Origin of the sequence: Pollutimonas thiosulfatoxidans (assembly GCF_004022565.1) — a bacterium.
In the GTDB taxonomy this organism is placed as follows: Bacteria; Pseudomonadota; Gammaproteobacteria; order Burkholderiales; family Burkholderiaceae_B; genus Pusillimonas_D; species Pusillimonas_D thiosulfatoxidans.
This window is the reverse complement of the sequence record NZ_CP022987.1, coordinates 653,127-677,077: the sequence shown is the minus strand read 5'-3', so window position 1 is coordinate 677,077 and position 23,951 is coordinate 653,127. Positions and strand designations below refer to the sequence as shown.

Here is a 23,951-nt window from a genome sequence, read left to right as displayed (position 1 = left end):
AAGCCTGCTAACCCTCTGGCGTGTCGTCCCCTATCCATCGGCCGCGTGTCTGCTCGAAATCCTGCACGGGGTCGTAACTGGCTACAGGAAGATCCAGGCCCTCGGCCGTCAAGCGGCCCTGGACGGCCAGAAGCTGCAGATGCGATATGGCCGCGCGGCTGCGCGCCTCAACGAAGGAAACCTCCGACGAAAACAGCTCCTGCCTCGCGTTCAGAACCTCCAGCAGCGTCAGTTCGCCCAGGACCGCGTGTTGTTCCCTGACACCTTCGTAGGCCTCTTTATTGGCCGCTATCGCGATCCTGAAAGCGTCGATCTCTGCTTGCGCCGCCGCCAGGCCGAACCATGCCTCCGATGCGTCGTAGCGTGCCTTCAGGCGTGAGTTGCTTAACTGCATTTGCTGCTGCAGCTCGCGTTGCCGGTTGCCGCGCACTGAAGACCAGTCCGAGCCGCCCTGATAGAACGGAATCCGCAAGGTCAGCTTGATCGTCGCCTCATGCTGGCTGGGCGTTACGTAATTGGGATGCCTGTGCCGCGACGTACTGGCATCCAGCGTGACTGTAGGCTTCAAGCCTCCCCGGGCCGCTTCGACATCTGCCCGGGCCGCCAGCACGCCATAGAATGCGCTGCGCACTGACGGCATGGCATATACGGCATTGGCAACGATGGCCTCCATGTCGTCGGGCAAAGGCGGCAAGCCCTCGGGCAGCTGCATCTGCTTGCCCGGCGGCAGGCCGGTCATGCGGCGAAAAGCGCCCACAGCGGTGGCCAATTGCATTCTGACGCGCTCCAGTTGCGCCTTGGCAGCCGCATGGCGAGCCTGCGCCTGCGCCAGCTCGGTGCCGGTGCCCAACTGACGCTTGAAGTACTCGCGGCGGTAATCAATCTGCTGCAGCAATCCCTGCTCGTTGATTTCATGCAGACGCAGCAGTTCGCGGTTGCGCACCACGTCCACATAAGCCTGGGCAGCCGCCAACAAAACCGACTGCTCGGTCGTGACCAACTCTGCTCGGCCTTGCATCACTCTGGCCTCGGCGGCCTCCACCTTGGGCTGGGTCGTCCAATTGATCAGGGGCTGCGAGGCAGTAAGGGTCACATCCGATGGCGTATGGTGCATGACAGTCGGAGAGCCATAGGGCTGCGTTGCGGTGTTCAGATTGCGGCCCACGCCGGCCGACGCCGACACGGTGGGGCGCCAGCCGCTCAGGGCGGTATTCACATCTTCGTTCAAGGCACGCAAGTTGGCCCGCTGGGCGGCCAGCTCCGGGTGAGTCAGGTAAGTGCGCGTCAAGGCTTCCGTGAAGGTCTGTGCGGCAAGCGGAGCGCAGGCAATGCAAGCCAGCAAGGTCAACATCAGTATGCCAATAGCGCGAAGGGAATAGAAGAAGGAAGTAGTCATACGCATTTCATTCAAACAAGCTGGGCTGCGCTCAGGCGGACGAAGTGTCCGTTCTTGCGCATCAGCTCGTCATAGTTGCCAACCTCCACGACGCAACCGGCGTCCATCACATAAATGCGGTTAGCCCGCGTGACCGTGCTTAGTCGATGCGCGACCACGATGCGCGTAACCGATAAGCGATCCAGGCTCTCGGTAACGACCGACTGCGTGCGGTTGTCCAGGGCACTGGTGGCTTCGTCCAGCACGAGGATACGGGGGTCGCCGACGATGGCCCGTGCAATCATCAATCTTTGCATCTGCCCGCCCGACAAAGAACCCGCGCCTTCGGTCACCATGGTGTGCATGCCCATGGGCATGGCCTCGATGTCTTCAGCCAGCCCCACTTTACGCGCCGCCTGCCAGGCCTCTTCCTGTGTACCGTTGGTGATGCCAACGATATTTTCCAGAATGGATCCGGGCATGGGACTGCTGTTCTGCAGCACCACACCCATCTGCCGACGCACCGCCTGTACATCCAGGTCGTTCATGCCTTTGCCGTCCAACATGATGGCGCCCGACTCTTGGGCTTCAAAACCCAGCAGCAAACGTATCAGGGTGGATTTCCCGCTGCCCGAGCCGCCGACAATGGCAATGAATTCGCCCGATCGCGCGGCAATGCTGACGTCGTCCACTACCCATGGGCCATCAGGGTGGTAGCGGAACGACACATGGGAAAACTCGACCGCACCCGACAGCAGGCCGGGGTCTGCCTTGTCGTCGGAGACCTCAGGCATGGCTTGAAGAATGGGCATGGCGCGCGACAATAAAGGCGGTACAGCCAGCAACGAGCCCAGTGTCTGCGTCAGTTGCGTGATGCTGCCCCTGAAGTTATTGAAGGCCGCCAGAAACGCCGCGAAGGCACCCACGCCCAACATGCTGACCTCGTCCGTTTCGCGGAACTTGCCCAACAGCATGAAAAACAAAAATAGTGCCGCCAGCCCAAAGAAGGCATTCAGCGCAATCTGAATATTTTGATAGCTAGACGCGGATGCACGTATCCGCTCGGCCGACGAGAAGCGCCTGGCCCAGCGGGTAAAGGCGCGGTCTTCGGATGCCGATTGACGCAGCTTGGCAATACCGCTGATGAATTGCAGCATCATGCTTTGCAGCTCGCCGCTGCGTTGGGCCAACTGCCGTTCAAACGACAACTGCAGCACGATCAGCACCACTGTGGCGCCAGCGTAGATCAAGGTGGCCAGGCCCGCCCACAGGCCCATGCGCCAGTCGTACCAAAGCATCAAGGTGAAACTGAAGACGGCAAACATGGCGCCCATGATGGCGCTTGCCGCAGTGCCGGTAAGCAAGCGCATCACATGGGTGATTGCGCTGGCGCGCAAGGCCAGGTCGCCCGCCGTGAAGTCGCGGAAGAAGCCCGCCGGCAGCCGCAACAGGCGATCGATGATGGCCGCCTGCAAGGCAGACCCCGCCTTGCCCTCGAAGCGATTAAAAGCAATGACGCCCACGTAGCTCATCACGAAACCACTCACGCCCAACACCGCCACGATGATGCCGACTTGCACCAGATGATTGCGATCATGGCCGGGGATCACGGTGTCGATCAGGTAGCCCGACGCCACCGGGACCGCCATGCCCAACAGCCCGCCGCATAGGGTGGACAGCAGCAGAACCAGCAAATCGCGCCATCCCCGCGACAAGGTGAATCGGCCCAAGCTACGCCAATCAATACTGTGCGGCGGCAAGGGCGCGGTAAATGACACGGCCTCGATGTCCAGCATCGCCAGGGCATCGCGCCCCGTAACCGTGATGCCGCTTGCAGGGTCGTAGACAACTGGCGGCTTTCCACTTTGGGGCAATATGGCCAATGGACGGCCATCATCCAGGGCGTAGCCCAGCATCGCGTGCGTGTCCACCTTGTGCCAGTCAGGCCGCAGCAATACGCGCCGTTGACGCAATTTGCTGGACCGCACAATGGCCGACAAGGACGGCGGGGCATTGTCGTCGCCGGCCTGTCTGCCAGACGACGGTACACTTACCATAAAGCCCTCGCGCTCGCCGATCACTTCCAGCACCTGGACCAGCGCCTGGTTGCGGCTGGCGACCCCGCGCGATGCGCCATCGCCTTTATCCAATACAGCCCGAAGCTGCCCCATGCCTTGCTGCCATTCGCGTTCGGCCGACGCTGCACGGCTACGCAGGCGATTGTGTTCGTCCACGTTGGCCAGGCGCACATTCATGCCGGCCAGCGGTGGCATCAACTGATGCAAGACATTCAGGCCCCGCCAGATATCACCCTGCGTTATCAACTGCGCGGTACTTAGCGGCTGCACTTCCAAAGCTTCGCCGATCAATACCCAGCTTGCCGGCGTAAGAGGCAGCCAACACTGGGCCTCATGTCGGGGCAGCTCTTGCGTATCAAAGTACAAGGCGCTAGCGCCGGGCAGCCCCACCCACTGAACACCCGTCGCGCTACTGGCGCGTCGGTGCGCATCCACCAGCGCCACTTCCCCCAAGCGCAGGGACTGATGAACCACCGGCCCTGCCCCTATCCAGCCCACCAGGCCCTGCGAAATCAAGGCGATCCATTCATCTATCGGCGCCGCCAGGTCCAGGCCGGCCTCGCCGCTGGCCGCGAGCCCGTGCACCGCCCCCATCGACAACCCGACCACTTCAGTATTCACATGGGGAACAGCCAGCAGTCCCATGTTCTCGTACTCGGGTGCGGACGCATCCAGGCCGAACAACAGCGTACCAGGCTCGACCGAAGCAAAGTAGCGGCGGGCACCGCCGGCCTCGCCCTCGCGTATGTCGACCAGAAACAGTTCAATGCGGCCCTGCTGGAGCCACCAGACAGTAGCCGTATCGTTCAGTAGAAAAGGCGTGTTGCCGGCCACCGTAAGCCGCCGCCCTTCTGCCTGTACAAGAGCGTGTAGCGCCGGGCCTGCCAGCGGATCAGTGCTGGATAAGCCCACGGTATACCCCTTCCAGTTGCATCAATTGATCGTGCGTACCGCGCTCGATCACTCGTCCTCTGCCCAGCACGATAATTTCGTCGCAATCGCGTATCGTGCTCAGGCGGTGCGCAATGATGATGCAGGTGCAGCCGCGCCGCCGCAGATTCGTCATGATGGCTTGCTCGGTTACGGTGTCCAGCGCACTGGTGGCTTCATCCAGAATAAGCAGCGTCGGGTCGCCGGCGAGCGCCCGCGCAATTTCCAGCCGCTGCCGCTGTCCGCCGCTGAAGTTGCGCCCGTCTTCCTGCACGAGGCTGTCGTAGCCGCCGCGCCGGGTCATGATCAAATCGTGGATCATGGCGTCTTTGGCGGCCTGCACCAGTTGTGCCTGCGGGATGGTGTCATCCCACAAGGTCAGGTTGTCGCGCACCGAGCCTTCAAACAAGACAATGTCCTGGTTGACCACCGCCAGCGAGTGACGCAGCAGCAAACGCGGCAGCCGGTGGGCGGGATGATCATCAAACAGTATCTCGCCCGACCACGGGTCCAGCATGCCGGATATCAGCCGGCCTATCGTTGTTTTGCCGCTGCCCGAACCGCCCACCAATGCCACCCGGCTGCCCGGCTTCAGATCCAGGCTTAAATCATCAATCAGCGGCGGCTCTAGCTTCGAATAGCCTGTGGCCACGCCGTCCAGGCAAACGCTGCCCGACAGACGCAGGGACGTCGGCTGTACAAGATCGGTAGCGACGAACTCCCGGGCCAGCGGGTGGCGCAGCGTGTCGTCCACTTGCGCCAGCGGGCCCTGCGCGTTGCGCAAGGCACCAGCAAGCTCCATCAGCTCTTGTACCGGCGCCGAGAACGAGCTGGCAATCAAGGTGAAGGCGACCAGCATGCCCACACTCAGTTCGTGCTCGATCACATAGTAGCCACCCAGGGCCAGCACCAAGGCGCCTGTCAGCGCTGCGGTAAGCGTGGGCAGCGAATCCACCAATGTTTGCAAGGGCACCACGCGCTGGTGCGCGTTGATGAACAGCGTCTGCAAGCCGGCCCACTTCTCGAAGAACACATCATCGGCGCCAGTGGCCTTGATGGTTTCCATCATCTGCAGGCCTTGCATGACCTTGCCTTCCATCTTGACTGCCTGCAAGGCAACGTTCTCGGACGACTCGCCCAGGCGCCGGCGCAAGTAAGCGAACACCAAGGCATTGGTACTGGCCAGCAACACGCAGGCCACCGTCAACATAAAGTGATACTGCAGCATCAAGGCAGTGAAGAACACCAGCATGGTCAGGCTGGTGCCCAGTTGCGCCAATTGTTGCGAGGCCATTTGAGCAATCTGCTCGGCGTAGGGAATACGCGCGCTGATCATGCCGCTAAAGCGCTGCGCAAAGAAGCTGGGCGGCAAGCGCAGCACGTGCCAGGTCATGCGTCCGGTCAGCACCAGGCCCAGCTTGATGTGCAAGCGGGTAATCAGAATCTCGCGCAGCCAGGTAATCAATGTAAGCGTCAGGCCGGCGGCCGCAATGGCGATCAGCAGCGGCGTCAGCCAATCCTTCAGCCCCTCTATCATCACGTAGTCGATGAACACCCGGCTGAATGCCGGAGTGATGATGCCGATGGCCGCCACCAGCAAGCCCGCGCAGAAGATCACGATCAGTGCCGGCAGGGACGCCCTGGTCAGTTCGAACAAGGCCGGCAGCATGCGGCGCGGTGCGCCGGCGGTTTGGAAGTCGGAAGTTTTCTCAAAGACCAGTGCAATGCCGCTGAACATGCCATCGAAGTCTTCGGCGCTGACCTTGCGCTTGCCCGTGGCCGGGTCATTGATATAGAAGAAGCCGCCTGCTACGCCTTCCAGGACCACAAAATGGTTCATGTCGACAAACAGAATGGCGGGCATGGCCAGCGCAGCAAGGCCCGCGGGCTCGACGCGCATGCCGCGTGCATCCATGCCCAGGCTGCGTGCCGCCTTCAGGATATTGACGGCTTTGCTGCCATCGCGCGATACGCCGCACAGTAGGCGTAGCTCTTCAAGCGGCACCCATCGACCATGGTAGGCCAGCACCATGGCAAGGGCCGCCGCCCCGCATTCCAGCGCCTCCATCTGCAAAACAGTGGGCGTTCTAACCCGACCCGCGCCCTGCCCTGCAAACCACCGCATCAGTATGCCTCCAGCCAGCGGAAGATATGATCAAACACCGGCAGGGCCAGACTGATCACACGCCGCTTGCCCACCACCACATCCGCGCTTGCCATCGTGCCAACGTCGATGCTGATGTCCGGCCCGCGTCCAGACGACCAAAGATAGCCGCTGGGGGAAGCCGGGTCGGTCTCCAGGCCTATCTCCACCTCGAAAGGCGCGCCGCTTTTCAGCAGCGTATCGACCAGCGCGGCGTTTTGCAGGCGGCGCATGATCCCTTCGCGTGAAGACGGAATCTGCGCAACCTCCAGCACGGTGCCGCGTATGAAACCATCTTTCTCGGGCTTGGTGGTCGAAGGCATGATGTTCGCGGACATGCCCGGCTTGATCTTCTTACCATCCGTGTTCGACACAAAAATGATGGCTTCCAGGCGACCATGGGCGCCGGCATCTGCAGCAAGCAATCGCACGATGGCTTGCCCCATGCTGACCAAGGCGCCCTCGTTCACGCTGAACTCCACTGCCGTGCCAGTCACTGGCGCGCGTACGTAGCGATTGCGCTCGTACTCGCGCTGAAGATTCTCGCGTTGTTGCTCCAGCGAGTAAACGCGCACGGCAATGTCCTGGATCTCTTTCTGCTTTTGCGCTTCATCCACCAGTCTGGCCACCTGCAGTTCCCTGCGGTCGTTCTGCGCGGTGGCAATACGGCTTTCCAAATCGGCCAGCAAGGTATCGGTTTCGTTGACCTTGATGGCGGTCAGGTAGCCTTTGTTCAGCAGCTCGTTTTCGTTGCGCCGCCGGGCGGTCAATAGCGCATGCTGCGTGGCCAGCTTGTCCAGGCGTTCGGTCAGGGCTCTTTGCTTGGTCAGCAAGAGATCGTTCTGGTTCTTCTGGTTGACATCATGGGCGGCCTGGACCGCGTGCAGCACGTTGCGCGCGTCGCGCAGCTCGGCCTCTTTGGCGGTGATCTCGTCCAGCGCCGAAGGCCGGCTGATAATGGCAATGACTTGGCCCGCCTGCACCGCATCGCCGGGTTCTATGGTGATGTCTTCCACGCGACCATCTTTAGGCGCGGTAGCCAGCGACACACCTTCCGCCGACAGCAGTATGCCTTGCCCCAGCACCTTCAGCGGAGCGGTAGAAAAAATGCTCCACACGAAGCCGCCGATCACAATGAATGCCACCACTGCAACGCCCAGGGTATGCAGCGGCCGCACCACCTGTAAAGTGCGGTCCAGCTGATCGGGGTTGGCGATTTTATTTAGAGCGGCTGCACGAAACAGACCACTCATGAGACGCGACGTTTGATGGCGCTAAGGAAACGTTGAATGTCTTCGGCATTGTCGCTGGCCGACCTTACGCCCCCTGCCACGCCCATCAGTTCAGCATCGCTAAGCGAGCGCTCGGTCTGGGCTGGCGCACCGTCGAGCGTCATTTGGACAGCCATCGCCGCATCGCGGGCATAGCGAACCTGTACCCCGCTGGGTACGGAGATGCCAGCGGCTTGCAGTGCCGCTTGGGTGTCATTCTCGAGCAGCGTTCGGAAGCTGCTATCGCGACGGAGACGATCAGTAAGCGCGCAAGCGCCCCCTTCCCGTTTGGTGGTGTTCAACAAAATTGTCCCCCTTGCCCGCCCTGTGTCTTGCGTGGGCGCTTGTCATATTTATATACGATTGTAGTCAAAAGACGCGTTTATTGTTATCTTTTGCAGTCTTCTTGCAGCTTTGGGCGGTAACCGCTATTACTCAACCACTGCAAGACCCATCATATTGAGAGACATGGCTGCGCCAACTAAAAAGCTGATCATCATCGCCGACGACCACCCCTGCATACGCGAGGCACTCGAACGCATCGTCAAGGAACTGCATGGCGGGACGACCGTCTATACGGCCACAAACTCTGCCGAACTTTGGCCGCTTGCAGAGAAACGGCTAAGCGAAGCCAGCGAGCTGTTATTGGCCGATGTCAGCTTCCCCGCAGAGGCAGCTGCTGCAAGTGAGTCCAACGCCGGCAACGTGCCCTTGGTGGTCGTATCTACCGAACAGCACGGCATTACCGCCAACTGGTTCGTCGCCCTCGAAGGCGACACGCCCGAGCAAACAGGCAGTGCAGGCATCGAAGTGGCCTTGAGTCAGCATGAAGCCGTGTTGGAACTGATACGAACCCTGAACGACACCGCCAATAACGGCCAGAAGGCGCTGCCTGAACCCATCAAGGAAGTACCCGCCGCCGAGGAACTGATGCGTTTGGGCCTTACCCTGCGGCAGGCCGAAGTCTTGCAACTGATGGCAGAAGGCCTGACCAACAAAGAAATCGCCAGGCGACTGGCCGTGTCTGAATGGACCGTCCGCCACCATGTCAGCTCTATATTAGAGCGACTGGAAGTCAGCAATCGCGGTCGGGCGGCCACTTTTGCGCATCAGTTCACGGGCGGTATGCGTTAACGTCCATAAAAAAACAGGTATGAGGCTTGCTGTCAGGGCACACAACCATCCACTATGGATAAGGAGCCCCTCATGACCAAGCAACCCTCACCCCAAACCGACAAGCCTCAAGACGACGACCAGCCGCGCGAACAGCAGCGCAGCCACGGCGACCAACAGAACCGCAGCAAGAAAGACGGCCACACCGATCAGATCGGTACGGGCCAGGATCAGACCAGCGGCAGGCAACGCGGAGGGGCGGCCCGGCGCCCCGGTTAAGCCCGCCAGTGTTGCGTGCGTCCATCGCAGGCGCTTGGCCTGGCAGTTAATCCCTCCGTGATAACCCTGCAACGGCTAGCCTGCCATTTTCTTCAAGTCTAAAATTTCTCTATTAGTACCTCATGAAGAGCCGCATGGATAAAGGATCTTCAGGCGTCTACCTAGCAACAACCCGAAGAAGTTTCCTGCTTTTACCCCTCCTTGGATATTGTTGACTCGACCCATCGGATAGCCTATAAAAGCACCGGCAGTTGAGAATTTGTACCTTGTTGCAACAACGATACGTACTTTATAAAGCCAGGAGACAACACATGAAAAGCAGTGCAAAAACAGCCACCGACGTAGCGCAGGTCCAGTCGTCCCGCCGCAAGTTTCTAGGCGGTGCCGCAGCCGGCACCGCAGCGGCAGTCGGCATGGGCTTCCCTGCCATCGTCAGCGCGCAGACACCCACGAGTCTACGCTTCCAAAGCACATGGCCGACCGTTGACATTTTCCACGAGTTCGCCCTGGACTTCGCCAAGAAGATCAACGACATGACCGGCGGTGAGCTCAAGATCGAGGTCTTGCCCGCAGGCGCTGTGGTGCCCGCTTTCGCGCTGCTAGATGCAGTCTCCAAAGGCACACTGGACGGTGGCCACGGCGTGCTGGGCTACAACTACGGCAAGCAGAACGCCCTGGCTCTGTACTCGTCGGGCCCTGCTTTCGGCATGGACGCCAACATGGTCCTCGCCTGGCACAAGTACGGCGGCGGCCAGGAAATGCTCGAAGAGCTTTATAAGGATATCGGTGGCAACGTCGTGTCCTTCCTGTATGGCCCCATGCCTACGCAACCTTTCGGCTGGTTCAAGAAACCGGTCACCAAGGCCGAAGACCTGAAAGGACTGAAGTTCCGCACCAACGGCCTGGCGATTGACTTGTTCACGGCCATGGGCGCCGCGGTTAACGCACTGCCCGGTGGCGAAATCGTTCCGGCCCTGGACCGCGGCCTGCTGGATGGCGCTGAGTTCAACAACGCCACTTCCGACCGCCTGTTGGGCTTCCCCGACGTTTCCAAGGTCTGCATGCTGCAAAGCTTCCACCAGTCGTCCGAAACCTTCGAAATCATCTTCAACAAGGACAAGTACGCTGCCTTGCCGGACAAGATGAAAGCCATCATCGCCAATGGTGTCGAAGCTGCTTCGGCCGACATGTCCTGGAAGGCAGTCGATCGCTACTCGCAAGACTACATCAAGCTGCAGAAGGAAGACGGCGTCAAGTTCTACAAGACACCCGATGCCATCCTTCAACAGCAACTGGTCGTGTGGGACGAGATCGTCACCAAGAAGGGCGAAACCAACCCCATGTTCAAGAAGATCGAACAGTCGCAACGCGAGTTCGCCTCGCGCGCGCTGTCGTGGGACATGGACACCAACAACAACCGTCGCATGGCTTACAACCACTACTTCGGTAGAAACGCCAAGAAGGCCTAAAACCTCAGCTTGCTGAAAAAAATACCACCCAGCAGTACGGGTGGTATTTTTAAGACAGCTCTCCAGGCGCGGCTTGCTACCAGGTATAGACCCGCCCCTGCCTTCCCCAAAGCTAGGTGAATCAACCATGCATAATGTTTTGCACACTATAGACCGGGTCAACACCTGGATCGGGCAGCTTTTTGGCTGGTTCGTGATGGCCTTGACCCTATTCGTCACGTACGAAGTATTTTCCCGCTATGCGTTGGGCTCGCCCCACGCCTGGTCCTTCGACGCCATGAACATGATGTACGGCGCCCTGTTCATGATGGCCGGCGCCTACACCCTCAGCAAGAACGGTCACGTACGAGGCGATGTGCTCTATGGCTTCTTCCCGCCGCGATTGCAGGCCGGGCTGGACCTGACGCTATACGTCGTATTTTTCATACCCGGCGTCGTGGCGCTGGCCTGGGCCGGGTACAACTACGCGGCCGAATCGTTCATGATCAACGAGCACTCCACCATTACTGCCGACGGTCCTCCCATCTACCCATTCAAGGCCATCATTCCCATTGCCGGCGTCACCCTGTTGTTTCAGGGATTCGTCGAGATGGTGTATTGCGTGGACTGCCTGCGTAACGGCCGATGGGCCAAACGCGACAAAGACGTGGAAGAGGTGGACGTAGACAAGCTCAAGGACATGGTTCATGCAGAACCGGAGTACCTGAAGAATACTGACACTCGCGACAGCGACACAAAAGGAAGCCAACCATGAGGAAAGAAGTCTGGTTCGGCCTATCCATACTGGCCGCAATAGTCATTGCCCTGTTCGTACTGATGCCGGCGCCCGCCGACATCACCGACGGGCACCTTGGCCTGCTGATGTTGGCGCTTATTGTCGTCACCATCATGCTGGGCTTTCCCACCGCCTTTACCTTGATGGGTATGGGGGTGATGTTCACCTACTTCGCCTACCGGCGCATGGGACCGCAGATCGCGATTGAACAAACCTTGGACTTGATGGTGCTGCGCACCTATGCGGTCATGACCAACGATGTGCTGATCGCCGTGCCGCTGTTCATTTTCATGGGCTACCTGGTCGAGCGTGCCAACCTGATCGAACGGCTGTTCAAGAGCTTGCACCTGGCCATGGCCCGCGTGCCAGGTTCGCTGGCCGTTGCTACCGTTATTACCTGCGCGGTGTTCGCCACTGCAACCGGTATTGTCGGGGCTGTCGTCACACTGATGGGCTTGCTGGCCCTGCCCGCCATGCTCAAGGCCGGCTATAGCGTCCGCTTATCTGCTGGCGCCATTACCGCCGGCGGTTGCCTGGGCATCATGATCCCGCCGTCAGTGCTGCTGATCGTGTATGGCGCGGTGGCCGGAGTATCAGTCGTCAAGCTATACGCGGGCGCCTTTTTCCCGGGCATCATGCTGGCCTTGCTGTACGTGATCTACATCATGATCGTGGCCAAGATCAGCCCCAAGTCGGCACCCCCGCTGTCCGCTGAAGAGCGACGGGTAACCTTGCCCGAGTTCGCGCAAACGATCAAGGATACGGTCACCAACCGCGCCCTGCCCGGCATCGTTAGCGCCATGAAGGGCCGCAACAATGCGCATGTTCCGATGCGCACGCTGTTCTTCAACTTGGGTGTGGTGCTGCTGCCGGCGCTGGTTTTCGTAGCCGCCATGGCGCTCAGCTACAACATGGTTACCGCACCCCCGCCGCAACAGGAAAGCGGGCTGGTCGCAATGGGCTTTGCCGGCCAGGACGAGAGCAGCTACGGCGGCGGCGGCCTGGCAGAGCCTCCGGGCACTGAAAGCATGGTCCAGGCCGAAGCCGAGCCAGAGGCCGCTGCCGAAGAGGAAGCCGACGCAGACGAAGCCGGCGCTGTGGATGCACCGATGGCGTTCTGGATTACGCTCGCGGTCGGCACCTTCATCATGATCATCTTCTACGCGATGTTTACCTTCGCACGGGTAGAGATCTTCAAGATGCTGCTCACGTCCTTCTTCCCCTTGGCCATCATGATATTGGCCGTACTGGGAAGTATCGTGTTCGGCTTGGCTACGCCTTCCGAGGCGGCGGCCATGGGGTCCTTCGGCGGCTTGCTGCTGGCCCTCGCCTATCGACGACTGAACATGGACATGCTGAAAGAGTCCGTGTACCTGGCTGCCAAAACCAGCGCCATGGTGTGCTGGCTGTTCGTTGGGTCCAGCATCTTCTCGGCAGCGTTCGCGCTATTGGGCGGGCAGGCCATCATTAACGATTGGGTGCTCGGCATGGACCTTACCCCGGTCCAGTTCCTGATCATGGCCCAGATCGTTATCTTCTTGCTGGGCTGGCCGCTGGAATGGACTGAGATCATCGTGATCTTCATGCCCATCTTCCTGCCATTGCTGGCGCACTACCAGATAGACCCGCTGTTCTTTGGGTTGCTGGTGGCGCTTAACCTGCAAACCGCCTTCCTGTCACCACCGGTTGCCATGTCGGCCTTCTACCTGAAAGGTGTCGCGCCACCACATGTCACCCTGAACCAGATCTTTGCCGGAATGCTGCCCTTCATGGGCATACAGATCATCGCCATCGTGATGCTGTACCTGTTCCCTGCCATCGGTCTGTGGCTGCCAGAGGTACTGTATTAATTAGCTGCAAAGGACCAAGGGGTCGCAAGAACCCCCGTTGTAAGAAGGGCCGGTTCCGTAAGGAGCCGGCCCTTTGTGTTGCTGGCAGGACTGCTTTAATCAGTCGGGTGTAAATACCCGGATGCGAGAACGGATCTTGGCTTCCAAATTACGATAGGCCACGCGCACGTCGTATTCTGTCTGAAGATTGAGCCAATAGCGCACTTCCATATTAAAGAACATGCCCAAGCGTAATGCCGTATCGGCCGTGATGGGCCGCTTCCCACGGAGGATTTCGCTGATGCGGCTAGGCGGCACATCAATGTCGGCCGCGAGACGCTGAGCAGTGATGCCCAGCGGCCTCATAAATTCTTCCCGTAGAATTTCGCCCGGATGGATCTCGTCGAGCAATTTATCCATACCAATACCTGTTAGTGATAATCGACGATCTCAACATCATATGCGCCGCCGGTCGTCCATTTAAAACACACTCGCCACTGCTTGTTAATGCGCATGCTGTCTTGGCCAGCGCGCCTACCTCTTAAAGCCTCCAGCCGATTGCCTGGAGGAATCCGCAAGCTGTCCAATGATTCTGCGGCGTGCAACTGTAAAAGCTTTCGCCTTGCGGCCCGCTCTATATTCGCTAGTCGAAGCACCGGACGGCTGTTAAACAACATCTCCGTATCTGAGCAGGCAAATGAGTTGATCATTTAAAACTCACGTACCGCATGGCAGAATCTGTTATACAGAACATTATAGAGAACTCCTACTCGATTTCAAGCGGCCTGGCTTTATCTGAGCTCGCCAAATTTACTCAGTCACCATAAGCCGCCTGTGATTCTTGAAGCAACGCTCCAGCCAATATTGGTCCACCTCGTAAGACCCATCAGCGCGACTGAAGTGTGTTTCCGTTGCATTCATGTAGGTAAATAACCACATTGATGGTGTGGCTTTGCCATACACAAGGCCCGAATAATGCACTTAAGCTCGAAACATGATGTAAATCAATTGCACGCGTTCGCAAGCCGCTTAAGATTAGGCGTTTCATGCTGGCCCACTACGCCCTGCCCGGCGGCCCACCACCTTACCGACAAGCACCCTTCGATGCGCAAAAATTTTCCCGTTACCCAAGTTGAAACCAAAGTCCGTGCGGACCAATACCTGATCTCCAAGACCGACAAGAAAGGCAAGATCACCTATGTCAACCCGGCTTTCATCGAAATCAGCGGCTACACCCGCGACGAGCTGGTCGGCCAACCGCACAACCTGATCCGCCACCCCGACATGCCGCCCGAAGCCTTCCAGGATTTGTGGGATACCCTGCAGGCCGGCAAGCCCTGGCTGGGCCTGGTAAAAAACCGCCGCAAGGACGGCGGCTTCTACTGGGTGCTGGCCAACGCCGCACCCGTCTACGAGCATGGCGAAATCACCGGCTACGCCTCGGTGCGACTTAAACCCACTGAAGACCAGATCGCCGCTGCGCAAGACTTCTACGAAAGCATCAACGCCGGCAACAGCCGTGGCTACACCGTGAAGGCCGGCCAGCGCGTGCGTACCGGCTGGCGTCGCGGGCTGGATGTCGTCGCCATGCCTTTTGCTCCCACCCTTAAGGCAGGCATGTTCCGCATGGCCGCCCTGTCCACCGCCACCATCTTCGGCGCGACCTGGTTTGCCGCCACAGGCGGCGTACCGGCAGACTATCGCGCCTGGGTACTGGCCGCCATCGCCGCCGGCACCGCAGCCAGCTTGGCCTATGGCTGGCGCATCGCGCAAGGCATCGTCAAGCCGCTGGCCGGCGCCGCCCGCATCGCACGCCAGATTGCTGCCGGCAACCTGCGCATAGACATCGACACCGAACAACCAGGCGAAGTCGGCAACCTGTACTTCTATATGGACATGATGCGCAAGAGCTTATTGGGCATCGCCACCGACGTCCATGCCGGTGCCCAGGCCACCGCCCAAACCGCCCACGTGCTCGAAGCCAACAACACCAACCTGTCTGCACGCACCGAAGACCAGGCCGCTTCCCTGCAGGAAACCGCAGCCAGCATGGAAGAGCTGACCGTTACCGTGCGGCAAAATGCCGACAACGCCAACCTGGCTAGCCAGCTTGCCGACGCCAGCATGCAAACCGCCCAACGCGGCGGCACCGTGGTGCAAGACGTCGTCGACACCATGCAAGGCATACACCAAAGCTCGCGCAAGATAGGCGACATCGTCAGCCTGATTGAAGAAATCGCCTTCCAGACCAATATCCTCGCCCTTAACGCCGCCGTCGAATCCGCACGCGCCGGCGAAGCCGGCCGCGGCTTTGCGGTTGTGGCCGCCGAAGTGCGCAGCCTGGCACAGAAGAGCTCGGTGGCCGCCAAGGAAATTAAAGTGCTGATCGACGAATCCGTTAACCGCATGGCGACAGGATCCGAACAAGCCGCCCGCGCCGGCGCGACCATGGAAGAGATTGTTGAGTCCGTAAAGCGCGTTACCGACATCATGGGTGAGATTTCCACGGCCTCGGTCGAGCAGTCAACGGGACTGGAACAGATCAACCAGGCGATCTCGCAGATCGATGGCGTGACCCACCAGAACGCTGCGTTGGTGCAGGAACTGGGCAATACCGTTAGGGCGTTGGCCGGTGAGGCGGGGAATCTGAGGTTGTCGATTGAGGTGTTGAATACGGGGCGTGGAGAGTCGAGCGTTGTGCAGGCGCAGCCAGTGTTACGGGCACCTTCGCGAGCCTTGGCGCTGTCGGAGATGTAAACCTGAGCGGCGGCCCTAAAGTTCCCCCACGGCCCGCCGTTAATGACGGTGAACAGGAAGAAACCGGCTTAGCTTTACTGCTGTCAAGCAGCACGCGGCACAAAACGGGCTTTTTTCTTCTTGGCAACCAGGCGGAGCCAGATTCGCCGTATTTACCTCTCAGGAGTTATCCATGTCAGTAATTAACACCAACGCGCTTTCCCTGATTGCCCAAGGCAACCTTCATAAATCGCAATCGGCTCTGGGCAGCGCCATCGAGCGCCTGTCTTCGGGCATGCGGATCAACAGTGCCAAAGATGACGCTGCTGGTCAGGCTATTGCCAACCGCTTTACCGCCAACATCAAAGGTTTGACGCAAGCTACGCGCAACGCCAACGACGGTATCTCCATCGCTCAGACCACTGAAGGTTCACTGAACGAAATCAACAACAACTTGCAACGTGTTCGTGAACTGACCGTTCAGGCTGCTAACGGCTCGAACTCGGCCTCCGATCTGGAATCGATTCAGGCTGAAATCGGTCTACGCATGGCTGAAATCGACCGTGTTTCTGAGCAAACCCAGTTTAACGGTGTCAAGGTTTTGGCTTCGAATCAGACGCTGTCTGTTCAAGTCGGCGCCAATGATTCGGAAACTATTTCCGTCAATCTAAGCCGTATCACCTCACAAGACCTGGGCTTGAGCACCTTGGACATGTCCTCGATGGCAAAAACGATCAAGGAAGGTGACAATGTTTCAATGGCTGGCACCGCATACGCGACTGTAACGTTTACTCAGACGGGTCTGCCAGTAGCAAATACTACTGTAACAAATACATTGTTTGACGCGGGTGACGGTAGCTTCTATGCAGAAAGTGTGAATAGCAGTACCTCAGCCACCACCTATTACCAAGTAACTGCGCCTACCTTCGCTGGAGCCACAGCCACTTTCGTCGCGACTGGTACTACAATTGCTACCGACCCCGGTGGTACTGCTGTTGGGACTTCATACACGAGCCCTGACACTGAAGGCCAGGCGGCTATCGTCCTTGGGGGTGCACCTGCGGGGAACGCAAACAGCCTGATCAAGATAGGCGACGACCACTACATCCGTAGCACGGATGCCTCAGGCAGCAACAGCTATTACGCTGCCAATGCTACGTCAGCTACTGTTGACGGCAAGACCACAATCACGTTTACTGGCGAAGCGACTGCAACTACTAACCCGGTTGATGAAGCTTTAGCAGCCCCGCTAGACGCAATTGATGCTGCCTTGCAACAAGTTGATGCACTGCGCGGTGAACTGGGTGCTGTTCAAAACCGTTTCGAATCGACAATCGCCAATCTGAACAATACCGTCACCAATCTGTCTTCAGCGCGTTCACGCATTGAAGACGCCGACTACGCTGTTGAAGTGTCCAACATGACACGTGCGCAGATTCTCCAACAGGCCGGCACATCGGTATTGGCTCAAGCTAATCAAGTACCGCAGACTGTACTGTCGTTGCTGCGTTAATTTCCAACGCGCTGTATCGTATAGGCAACGTTAAGACCTGCAAGAAGCCAAGCGCTACGGCGCTTGGCTTTTTTAATGAGTAAACGTCTGATAGCGCCGCAAAAACTAAGTTGTTCCGCTTATTACCGGCCTACGGCCACGTTAAGCTGTACTACCGTCACCGTAGATAGACTTTATTCATCATGAGCACGCCTGCACCCAAAAAACTTTCTCATCTCGATATAGGCAAAATCTACAATGAAGCCTTGTCACTTTTTAAAACCTGCAACTTTAATGCCGCGGCCACCTTACTCGAATCGGTCTTGGTACAGTTTCCTGGCCATCAAGAAAGTTTGCTGCTGTTGCTAAAGACACTGCTTAAGACGGATCAAACGCTAAAGGCGGAGTCATACCTGTCAAATCTTGCCACTGATCGTGCTGAGCCAATATTACTGGCAGTAGATATTTATAAAAAAAACAAATCTTATGACGATGCGGAACGTGTACTTCGAGACAAAATCGATCATAAAGCACTAAAGCATATTGCCCTGTCGTCACTGGCAACGGTACGTACATTACAAGGTTATCCGCAGGAAGGATTGCAGCTACTGCACAAAGCGCATGAAGCCGATCGCAGCAACCCTACTATCCTAGCCACTATAATCGCCGATGAGCACTTCAACCCCGAGCTTGATCTATTACAGATACGGTCGCTGCAAAACCGGTGGGAAAAGCTTTACGCTCCTGCTATTTCTCCAAGCACTCAAACTCGAAAAATCAAGAATAAAGCCTTGCGTCTCGGCATACTCTCCGATGGCTTCAATAATCATCCCGTTGCTCGTATGACTATAGGCGGTCTACATGCTTTACCAAAACATGAGTTTCAGCTTTATGCCTATAGCAGTAGTAACCGTGACGACTCCGTAAAAGCAGAATTTAAAGCTGGGTGCGACCAGTGGCGTGAAATCGCGCACCTTAGTGATGACGCCTTAAGTGATCGCATAAAGCGAGACCATATCGATATTCTGATTGATCTAAGTGGCTACCATATCGGTTCACGGTTACGCATGCTGGCATCGCGTCCATGTCCATTGCTACTTAAATGGGTAGGTGGCCTAAACGACTCCATGGGTTTGAGCTACATTGACTATTTAATTACTGATCGATTTGAAAGCCCTCTGGGTAGCGATCATGAGTACACAGAAAAGTTGATCCGCATGCCTAATGGTTACATCAGCTACACTCCACCTCGGTACATGCCCGATGTGGGTCCATTGCCTGCGGTTAAGAACGAATTTATTACCTTTGGCTGCTTTAATAATGCCAATAAGCTGAACAGCACCATCAATAGCGTGTGGGCCAGAATACTTAACCGTGTCCCGAACTCACGCTTGCTGCTAAAAGGTTCGATGTACGAAGGAGACAACTTCAAAAAGGAGATTCTAAAATCCTTTAATGACTTTGGCATTGGAACCGAACAAATTATTTTTGAGGGACAAGCGGATCATATCGCACTTTTAAACAGCTACAACAAAGTAGATATTACATTAGATCCATGGCCATTCTCCGGTGGCCTAACCACCCTGGAATCAATGATGATGGGCGTGCCCGTGGTTACATACCCCGGAGCCACCTTTGCTAGTCGACACTCTACCAGTCACGTAAGCAATGCTGGATACTCGGATTTGGTTGCTGACTCGTGGGAGGAATATATCGAAATTGCGTGTGCTTTGGCACAAAATATTGACGTACTACAAGGCCTTCGTGCCGAAATACGCGGAGTTTTCCTCGCAGCACCGATTAGCAATCATGCGCACTTTAGTCTGGCCTTACGCCAAGCTTTGCTGGCTATTTGGCACAGACACTGCGAAGAAAAACCCGTCGCAGCAGTCGAGGTATTTGATGATCATAGTCATCGGTTTGAGGATGAGAGCGAAAGTTCCCTGATCGACGCCAAGGAAAAACCTGAACAGAACGATGGGGTAAATTTTAATCTTTCCAGTCCGGTACTAATTGTTGACCACGGGGCCAGGTTAATTCAAGACAAAAAATTTACAGGCCTGTATAACAGCAACGCCGTACATTTAGTCTGCTTCGACCCAGCAGGCTTAAGTAAGCAACGACAGTTACCACTGAAGAGGGAACGACTGCAAGTTATTTCAGACACTTTATTGGGCGATGGCAACCCACAAGAGTTTTATGCCCATCTGGATAATTCCATTAGTGGTTCTTTATGCGATATAGATTCAGATGCGCCTTTAGTTACTCTGACCCTACCCTCTATACGTTTGAATGACCTCCCCTCTGATCAACCCATAGATTGGCTGATGCTATCCCAACAGTATCAAAACACTCTATTACTTGAAAACAGCGGTAAAGCACTGGTCGATATTTTAGTGCTGTCTGCCATTATTGAGTTTTCTCCTAATAGCACTAACTCCATGTCATTCGATGCATGCCGGCGTATCGCAGGGCGCCATGGCCTGGAGTTTTATAGTTTCACTTATTTCAATTTTAATAACACGGCAACTACCGAAGCATTAAAAAAAGGATACCGTGGCAGCCAAACGAAATCAGCAATTGCTGTTTTCATTCCTAAGAATTTTGGAAAACTAACTCCGCAACGCTTAGAAAAGCTCGTTTTTATACTGCATAGCTATTTCGATATGCCCGACATTGCGGACCATATACTTCAGCATACTCAGCATCCTCAGGCACGGAACTACGCTGACTACCTGGCAAGTCACTTTGCGCCGCCAACTGTTATACCCAACAGACCAGCAATGAGCGAGCCTGAAATTGAGCTATTAGAGGCCTATCTGGCAAAAGCTAATAATTACTATGAATTTGGTAGTGGCGGCTCTACCAAGCTTGCGGCTAGCATGGGTTTGTCAGTCCACGGTGCGGAAAGCGATAAGCAGTGGTTGCGGCAGTTAAAAAATGACATCGGTGACTTATGCCAGGTGCAGCATATAGACATCGGCTCGACAGGCGAATGGGGCTACCCCATTGATCTAAGCGAGAGCATTAAGTTTCCCGATTACAGCCACTCAATTCACACTCACAACAGAAAGTACGACCTGATTCTTGTAGATGGACGATTTAGAGTAGCTTGCGTACTCGAAAGCATTCTGCATGCCATTCATAACAATTATCAGGATCAAGTCAGAATTTTTATACATGACTTCTGGAATCGTGAGCATTACAGCCCTGTGCTTCGTTTCTTAGAATGTATTAAGTCCGTCGATACAGCAGGGGTTTTTAAAATAAAAGACAAATTAGATAAAAATAGTCTGAAAAAGACGAAAGAGCTTTTTACGGATGACTATCGTTGATGAACGCGCAGCGCATCGAAGATGCCTTCGCCTAACCACCAATTCCTGCCGTTAACTGTCAGATTTTAATAACAGAAGTGGCTCCGCAAAATAGGACAGCCGGCTAAGTGAATTTTCTGCTTCAATAGGCGATGAGAATCGCCTGCTTAGGAGAGCAGAAGCCATGAGAAGACCCCGCCGTAACCACACAGCCGCCTTCAAGGCTAAGGTCGCCATTACTGTAATGACCCACTGAAATCCTGCTCACAGGGGGGATGCGGACGTTTTCTTGGACGGTTTAAATGGGCATCAACCTGAGCGCCTGACGATACTCGATGGGACTGCGATGGCCAAGGGACTGTTTAATGCGGCGTTCGTTGTACCAGCGAATATAACCGTCGATTCGCCGCATGAAGTCTTCCAGCGTAACCTCACGCCAGTCTCTCGGGTAGATCAGCTCAGTTTTCAGGCGTCCGAAGAATCCCTCGCAAGCTGCATTGTCTGGCGAGCAACCTTTCTTGGACATTGAGCGCACCAGTTTGGCATCGTCAGTACGACGAATCCACTCAGGCCATCGGTAATGCGCACCTCTGTCCGAATGAATGACTGGATGCTCATCTGGTTGTAGTGTCTGCACGGCGTGATCCAGCATGGTGTTGACGAGATTCGCATCCGGGCGGGTGCCGATGTTCCAGGCCACCACCAACCCATCGAAGCAGTCGACGATGGGCGAGACGTAAACTTTCCCGGCAGGAATGCGGACCTCCGTCAGGTCGGTCAACCATTTCGTATTTGGTGCGGCGGCATGGAAGTTACGGTTCAACAGATTCGGAACCGCAGGTGTCGGGTCGCCTGCATATGCCGAGAAACGCCGGCGCCGCGGCGTTTTGACCGTCAGTGACTCTTCGGCCATAAGACGGCGCACGACTTTCTCCGACAAGCGCACACCTTGACGTCGTAAGACTCCGTCAATGCGCCGGTAACCATAACAGCAGTAGTTCTCATCGAAAATATTTCGGATATCCGCGCGCACCTGCGCATACTTATCCGGCAGCGTCTGTCGCAGCCGTTGATAGAAGTACGTGCTGCGCGCGAGCCTCAAACCTTCAAGGAGTTCAGTAAGGGTATAAAGATCTTTGAGGGCATCAACCACCATCGTTTTTTCCCGGCTTCTCAGCCCGAGGGGGTTGATGCCCATGTCTTTTTTTATGAGTTCACTCGCCTTCTCCAGAATGTCGTGCTCCAGGCGAAGTTTGCGAACTCGGGCTTCCAGATCAGTTAACTCCTTGAGTAGATCATCGCGTTGCTGTCCTAGCGGAGCCGTATCCGTTTTCTTTGACATGGGTTTCAAAGGGGCATGGCCAAGTAGCTGATGATGCCAACTATATAACGTTTCTCGGGTCACACCGGTGGCATCAGCCACCTCCTTTGCTGAGCCGGAGCGTGTATTCAACGCGATAATGGCCTGCTGCTTCGTGGCACGAGGCCGAAGCAGATTGTGCGGGGTACTAATACCCGTGATTGTCTTCCTGAACTCCGGGCGCAATTCACCGATCCACGCACGTAGTGTCTCCCTGCTCGGATAGCCTAAACATCGGATCGTGTGAATTAGGCTGTGACCTTGTTCAACGTAGTGGTCCACTGCCCGGTGCTTCTGTTCATCGTTGTACCGGCGCTTTACCCGTTGATAGCCTCTGCGAAGATCCCGATTCTGTTCAAATTCCGCACACCAGGCCTTGAGTGAATTCTTGTTGGAATACCCCAGTTGGCGCAACGTGGCACTGATCCGACGGCCGAGCTTCAAATACAGCTTTACGGCGCGCAGACGATCCTCGTATGAATACATGAACTACTCCTAAGTAGTCCAAGATTTTGTCCGCACCCCCAGGTGATAATTTAGGAAATCACGATGAGTATGAAGATGGAAGACGAGATCAAACGCTGGACAGCCAAGCGGAAAAGCGCGCTGGTGCTGGACATCATCCGGGGCAAAGCAACCGTTGCCGAGGCCAGTCGTACCTACGACTTAGCCCCTTCAGAGATCGAGAACTGGATGGATGATGCCAAACGGGGCATGGAGAACGCGCTGCGTGCCAAGCCAGAGGACATCCGAGAGCAGTACGAACGCCAGCTCAAGGATCTTCAAGAGGCGTACGGCGAAGCGATGTTGGAGCTACGTGCCAGAAAAAAATTGCAGTCCCTGTTGGGCGAGGACGAGAAATGATCGAGACGATCCGCCAGGGACTTAAAGCCGACGGGTACACCGTCTCGATCGCCAAGCTATGCCAATGGTTCGGTATTCCCCGACGCACGGTGTACTACAAGCCGGTTAAGGCTGCGCCCGAGATAAACCCGCAGTTTGCCGAACCGATCAAGGCCATGATCGAAGAGTCACCATCCATCGGTTACCGGACAGTGGCGAATCTGCTGGGTTTTAACAAGAACACCGTGCAGCGCATCTTCCAGCTCAAAGGCTGGCAGGTAAAGAAGCGAGCCATTGGTTTCAGGCCTCGCATCCAGGCCTTGCCGTCGGTAGCGAGCGCGCCTAATGAGCGTTGGTCCAACCGTTGGGCGGTCCAGATACTGGACGCGCAACGCATCGAAGACGTCTTCGCCTGAAGAAGTGCAGATCTACGCCGCCTCGATCGCCGGGTAAAACTCGGTGTTTTCCCTTTGCATTCTTGAATGCAGCACTTTCAAAACCGAATTCGCCTCGGCCCGAAATTCTTCCGCCTTCTCGGCCACCGTCTTCGCAACGCTCCATTTCCGCGAGAAGGCAATAAATTCGTTGGCGATCCCCTTCATATCTTCCTCATACGCCCTACCCATTTCAGCCAGCTTAAGGTCGGCGCCCTTTTGCAAACTGGGATACAAAATGCGGTCTTCCACAGCCAGATGCAGCGTAACCACTGACCCCAGCGCCTTGACTTGGCGCGCGATCTCTGTTGCGTTCTCTTGGATCCCTGCCTGGGAGAATTTGCGCAGCGCGGCGATGCCTTGCAGTATGTCGACGTGTTGTTGTTTAAAGCGGTCTATTTCCATGGCCGTTCCTGTTCTGGACACTCAATGCAACGATTGCATTTTTAAGATACATTCTATATATATCTTTAACGAGAAACAAGCCAGTTATCCGCTAACGAATTAACG

19 protein-coding genes are annotated in these 23,951 nt (G+C 56.4%); 10 read left to right on the top strand and 9 right to left on the bottom strand.

The window, feature by feature from the left end; genetic code table 11:
- Positions 1-7 precede the first annotated feature (7 nt).
- Genes CKA81_RS03275 through CKA81_RS03255 form a run of 5 tightly spaced genes read right to left on the bottom strand, consistent with a single transcriptional unit; the run spans position 8 to position 8,099 of the window.
- Entirely contained in the window at positions 8-1,396 is a 1,389-nt protein-coding gene (locus CKA81_RS03275; protein ID WP_164878330.1) for a TolC family outer membrane protein, read from the bottom strand.
- Between the two features lie 11 nt (positions 1,397-1,407).
- Positions 1,408-4,365 carry an NHLP bacteriocin export ABC transporter permease/ATPase subunit gene (locus CKA81_RS03270; protein WP_128354027.1) on the bottom strand — a complete coding sequence of 986 codons (2,958 nt, stop codon included), beginning with the start codon at positions 4,363-4,365 and terminating at the stop codon, positions 1,408-1,410.
- Complete coding sequence (locus tag CKA81_RS03265) at positions 4,346-6,508, bottom strand: NHLP family bacteriocin export ABC transporter peptidase/permease/ATPase subunit (RefSeq protein ID WP_128354026.1); 2,163 nt, start codon at positions 6,506-6,508, stop codon at positions 4,346-4,348. The genes CKA81_RS03270 and CKA81_RS03265 overlap by 20 nt, the downstream gene beginning before the upstream one ends.
- A complete protein-coding gene (locus CKA81_RS03260) occupies positions 6,508-7,779 on the bottom strand; it encodes an NHLP bacteriocin system secretion protein (protein ID WP_128354025.1) in 1,272 nt (423 codons plus the stop codon). The genes CKA81_RS03265 and CKA81_RS03260 overlap by 1 nt, the downstream gene beginning before the upstream one ends.
- Positions 7,776-8,099 (bottom strand): hypothetical protein, encoded by a 324-nt coding sequence (locus CKA81_RS03255; protein ID WP_128354024.1) that lies wholly within the window; start codon positions 8,097-8,099, stop codon positions 7,776-7,778. The genes CKA81_RS03260 and CKA81_RS03255 overlap by 4 nt, the downstream gene beginning before the upstream one ends.
- Positions 8,100-8,265: 166 nt before the next feature.
- Between CKA81_RS03255 and CKA81_RS03250 the strand changes: the two genes are divergently transcribed.
- The 5 genes from CKA81_RS03250 (at position 8,266) to CKA81_RS03230 (ending at position 13,283) form a co-directional block, all read left to right on the top strand.
- Positions 8,266-8,931: a response regulator transcription factor gene (locus tag CKA81_RS03250; RefSeq protein ID WP_128354023.1), complete on the top strand. Its 666-nt coding sequence runs from the start codon at positions 8,266-8,268 to the stop codon at positions 8,929-8,931.
- 72 nt (positions 8,932-9,003) lie between these two features.
- A complete protein-coding gene (locus CKA81_RS03245) occupies positions 9,004-9,189 on the top strand; it encodes a hypothetical protein (protein WP_128354022.1) in 186 nt (61 codons plus the stop codon).
- 311 nt (positions 9,190-9,500) lie between these two features.
- On the top strand, positions 9,501-10,658 hold the full coding sequence (locus CKA81_RS03240; protein ID WP_128354021.1) for a TRAP transporter substrate-binding protein: 1,158 nt from the start codon (positions 9,501-9,503) through the stop codon (positions 10,656-10,658).
- 127 nt (positions 10,659-10,785) lie between these two features.
- Positions 10,786-11,412 (top strand): TRAP transporter small permease subunit, encoded by a 627-nt coding sequence (locus tag CKA81_RS03235; protein WP_128354020.1) that lies wholly within the window; start codon positions 10,786-10,788, stop codon positions 11,410-11,412.
- The gene (locus CKA81_RS03230; RefSeq protein ID WP_128354019.1) at positions 11,409-13,283 is read left to right on the top strand and encodes a TRAP transporter large permease; all 1,875 of its coding nucleotides are present in this window, start codon (positions 11,409-11,411) and stop codon (positions 13,281-13,283) included. Before CKA81_RS03235 ends, CKA81_RS03230 begins: the two co-directional genes overlap by 4 nt.
- Positions 13,284-13,382: 99 nt before the next feature.
- Here CKA81_RS03230 and CKA81_RS03225 read toward each other — a convergent pair whose 3' ends face one another.
- A complete protein-coding gene (locus CKA81_RS03225; RefSeq protein WP_128354018.1) occupies positions 13,383-13,682 on the bottom strand; it encodes a HigA family addiction module antitoxin in 300 nt (99 codons plus the stop codon).
- An 11-nt stretch (positions 13,683-13,693) separates the two neighbouring features.
- Positions 13,694-13,972, bottom strand: coding sequence for a type II toxin-antitoxin system RelE/ParE family toxin (locus CKA81_RS03220; protein ID WP_128354017.1), 279 nt, complete (start codon positions 13,970-13,972; stop codon positions 13,694-13,696).
- Positions 13,973-14,366: 394 nt separating this feature from the next.
- Between CKA81_RS03220 and CKA81_RS03215 the strand changes: the two genes are divergently transcribed.
- From CKA81_RS03215 to CKA81_RS03205, 3 genes are all read left to right on the top strand, one after another.
- Positions 14,367-16,019: a methyl-accepting chemotaxis protein gene (locus CKA81_RS03215; RefSeq protein ID WP_128354016.1), complete on the top strand. Its 1,653-nt coding sequence runs from the start codon at positions 14,367-14,369 to the stop codon at positions 16,017-16,019.
- Positions 16,020-16,191: 172 nt separating this feature from the next.
- The gene (locus CKA81_RS03210) at positions 16,192-17,511 is read left to right on the top strand and encodes a FliC/FljB family flagellin (protein ID WP_128354015.1); all 1,320 of its coding nucleotides are present in this window, start codon (positions 16,192-16,194) and stop codon (positions 17,509-17,511) included.
- Positions 17,512-17,693: 182 nt separating this feature from the next.
- A complete protein-coding gene (locus tag CKA81_RS03205; RefSeq protein ID WP_128354014.1) occupies positions 17,694-20,825 on the top strand; it encodes an O-linked N-acetylglucosamine transferase, SPINDLY family protein in 3,132 nt (1,043 codons plus the stop codon).
- Positions 20,826-21,102: 277 nt separating this feature from the next.
- On the opposite strand, the gene CKA81_RS03200 is transcribed toward CKA81_RS03205, so the two are convergent.
- Positions 21,103-22,650: an IS3 family transposase gene (locus CKA81_RS03200; RefSeq protein WP_128354013.1), complete on the bottom strand. Its 1,548-nt coding sequence runs from the start codon at positions 22,648-22,650 to the stop codon at positions 21,103-21,105.
- Between the two features lie 63 nt (positions 22,651-22,713).
- Here CKA81_RS03200 and CKA81_RS03195 point away from each other — a divergent pair, with 63 nt between their 5' ends.
- Together CKA81_RS03195 and CKA81_RS03190 are read left to right on the top strand one after the other, a co-directional pair.
- Positions 22,714-23,028 carry a DUF1153 domain-containing protein gene (locus CKA81_RS03195; protein WP_128354012.1) on the top strand — a complete coding sequence of 105 codons (315 nt, stop codon included), beginning with the start codon at positions 22,714-22,716 and terminating at the stop codon, positions 23,026-23,028.
- Positions 23,025-23,423: an integrase gene (locus CKA81_RS03190; protein ID WP_128354011.1), complete on the top strand. Its 399-nt coding sequence runs from the start codon at positions 23,025-23,027 to the stop codon at positions 23,421-23,423. Before CKA81_RS03195 ends, CKA81_RS03190 begins: the two co-directional genes overlap by 4 nt.
- A 12-nt stretch (positions 23,424-23,435) precedes the next feature.
- Here CKA81_RS03190 and CKA81_RS03185 read toward each other — a convergent pair whose 3' ends face one another.
- Positions 23,436-23,846, bottom strand: coding sequence for a hemerythrin domain-containing protein (locus tag CKA81_RS03185; RefSeq protein ID WP_128354010.1), 411 nt, complete (start codon positions 23,844-23,846; stop codon positions 23,436-23,438).
- Positions 23,847-23,951 lie beyond the last annotated feature (105 nt).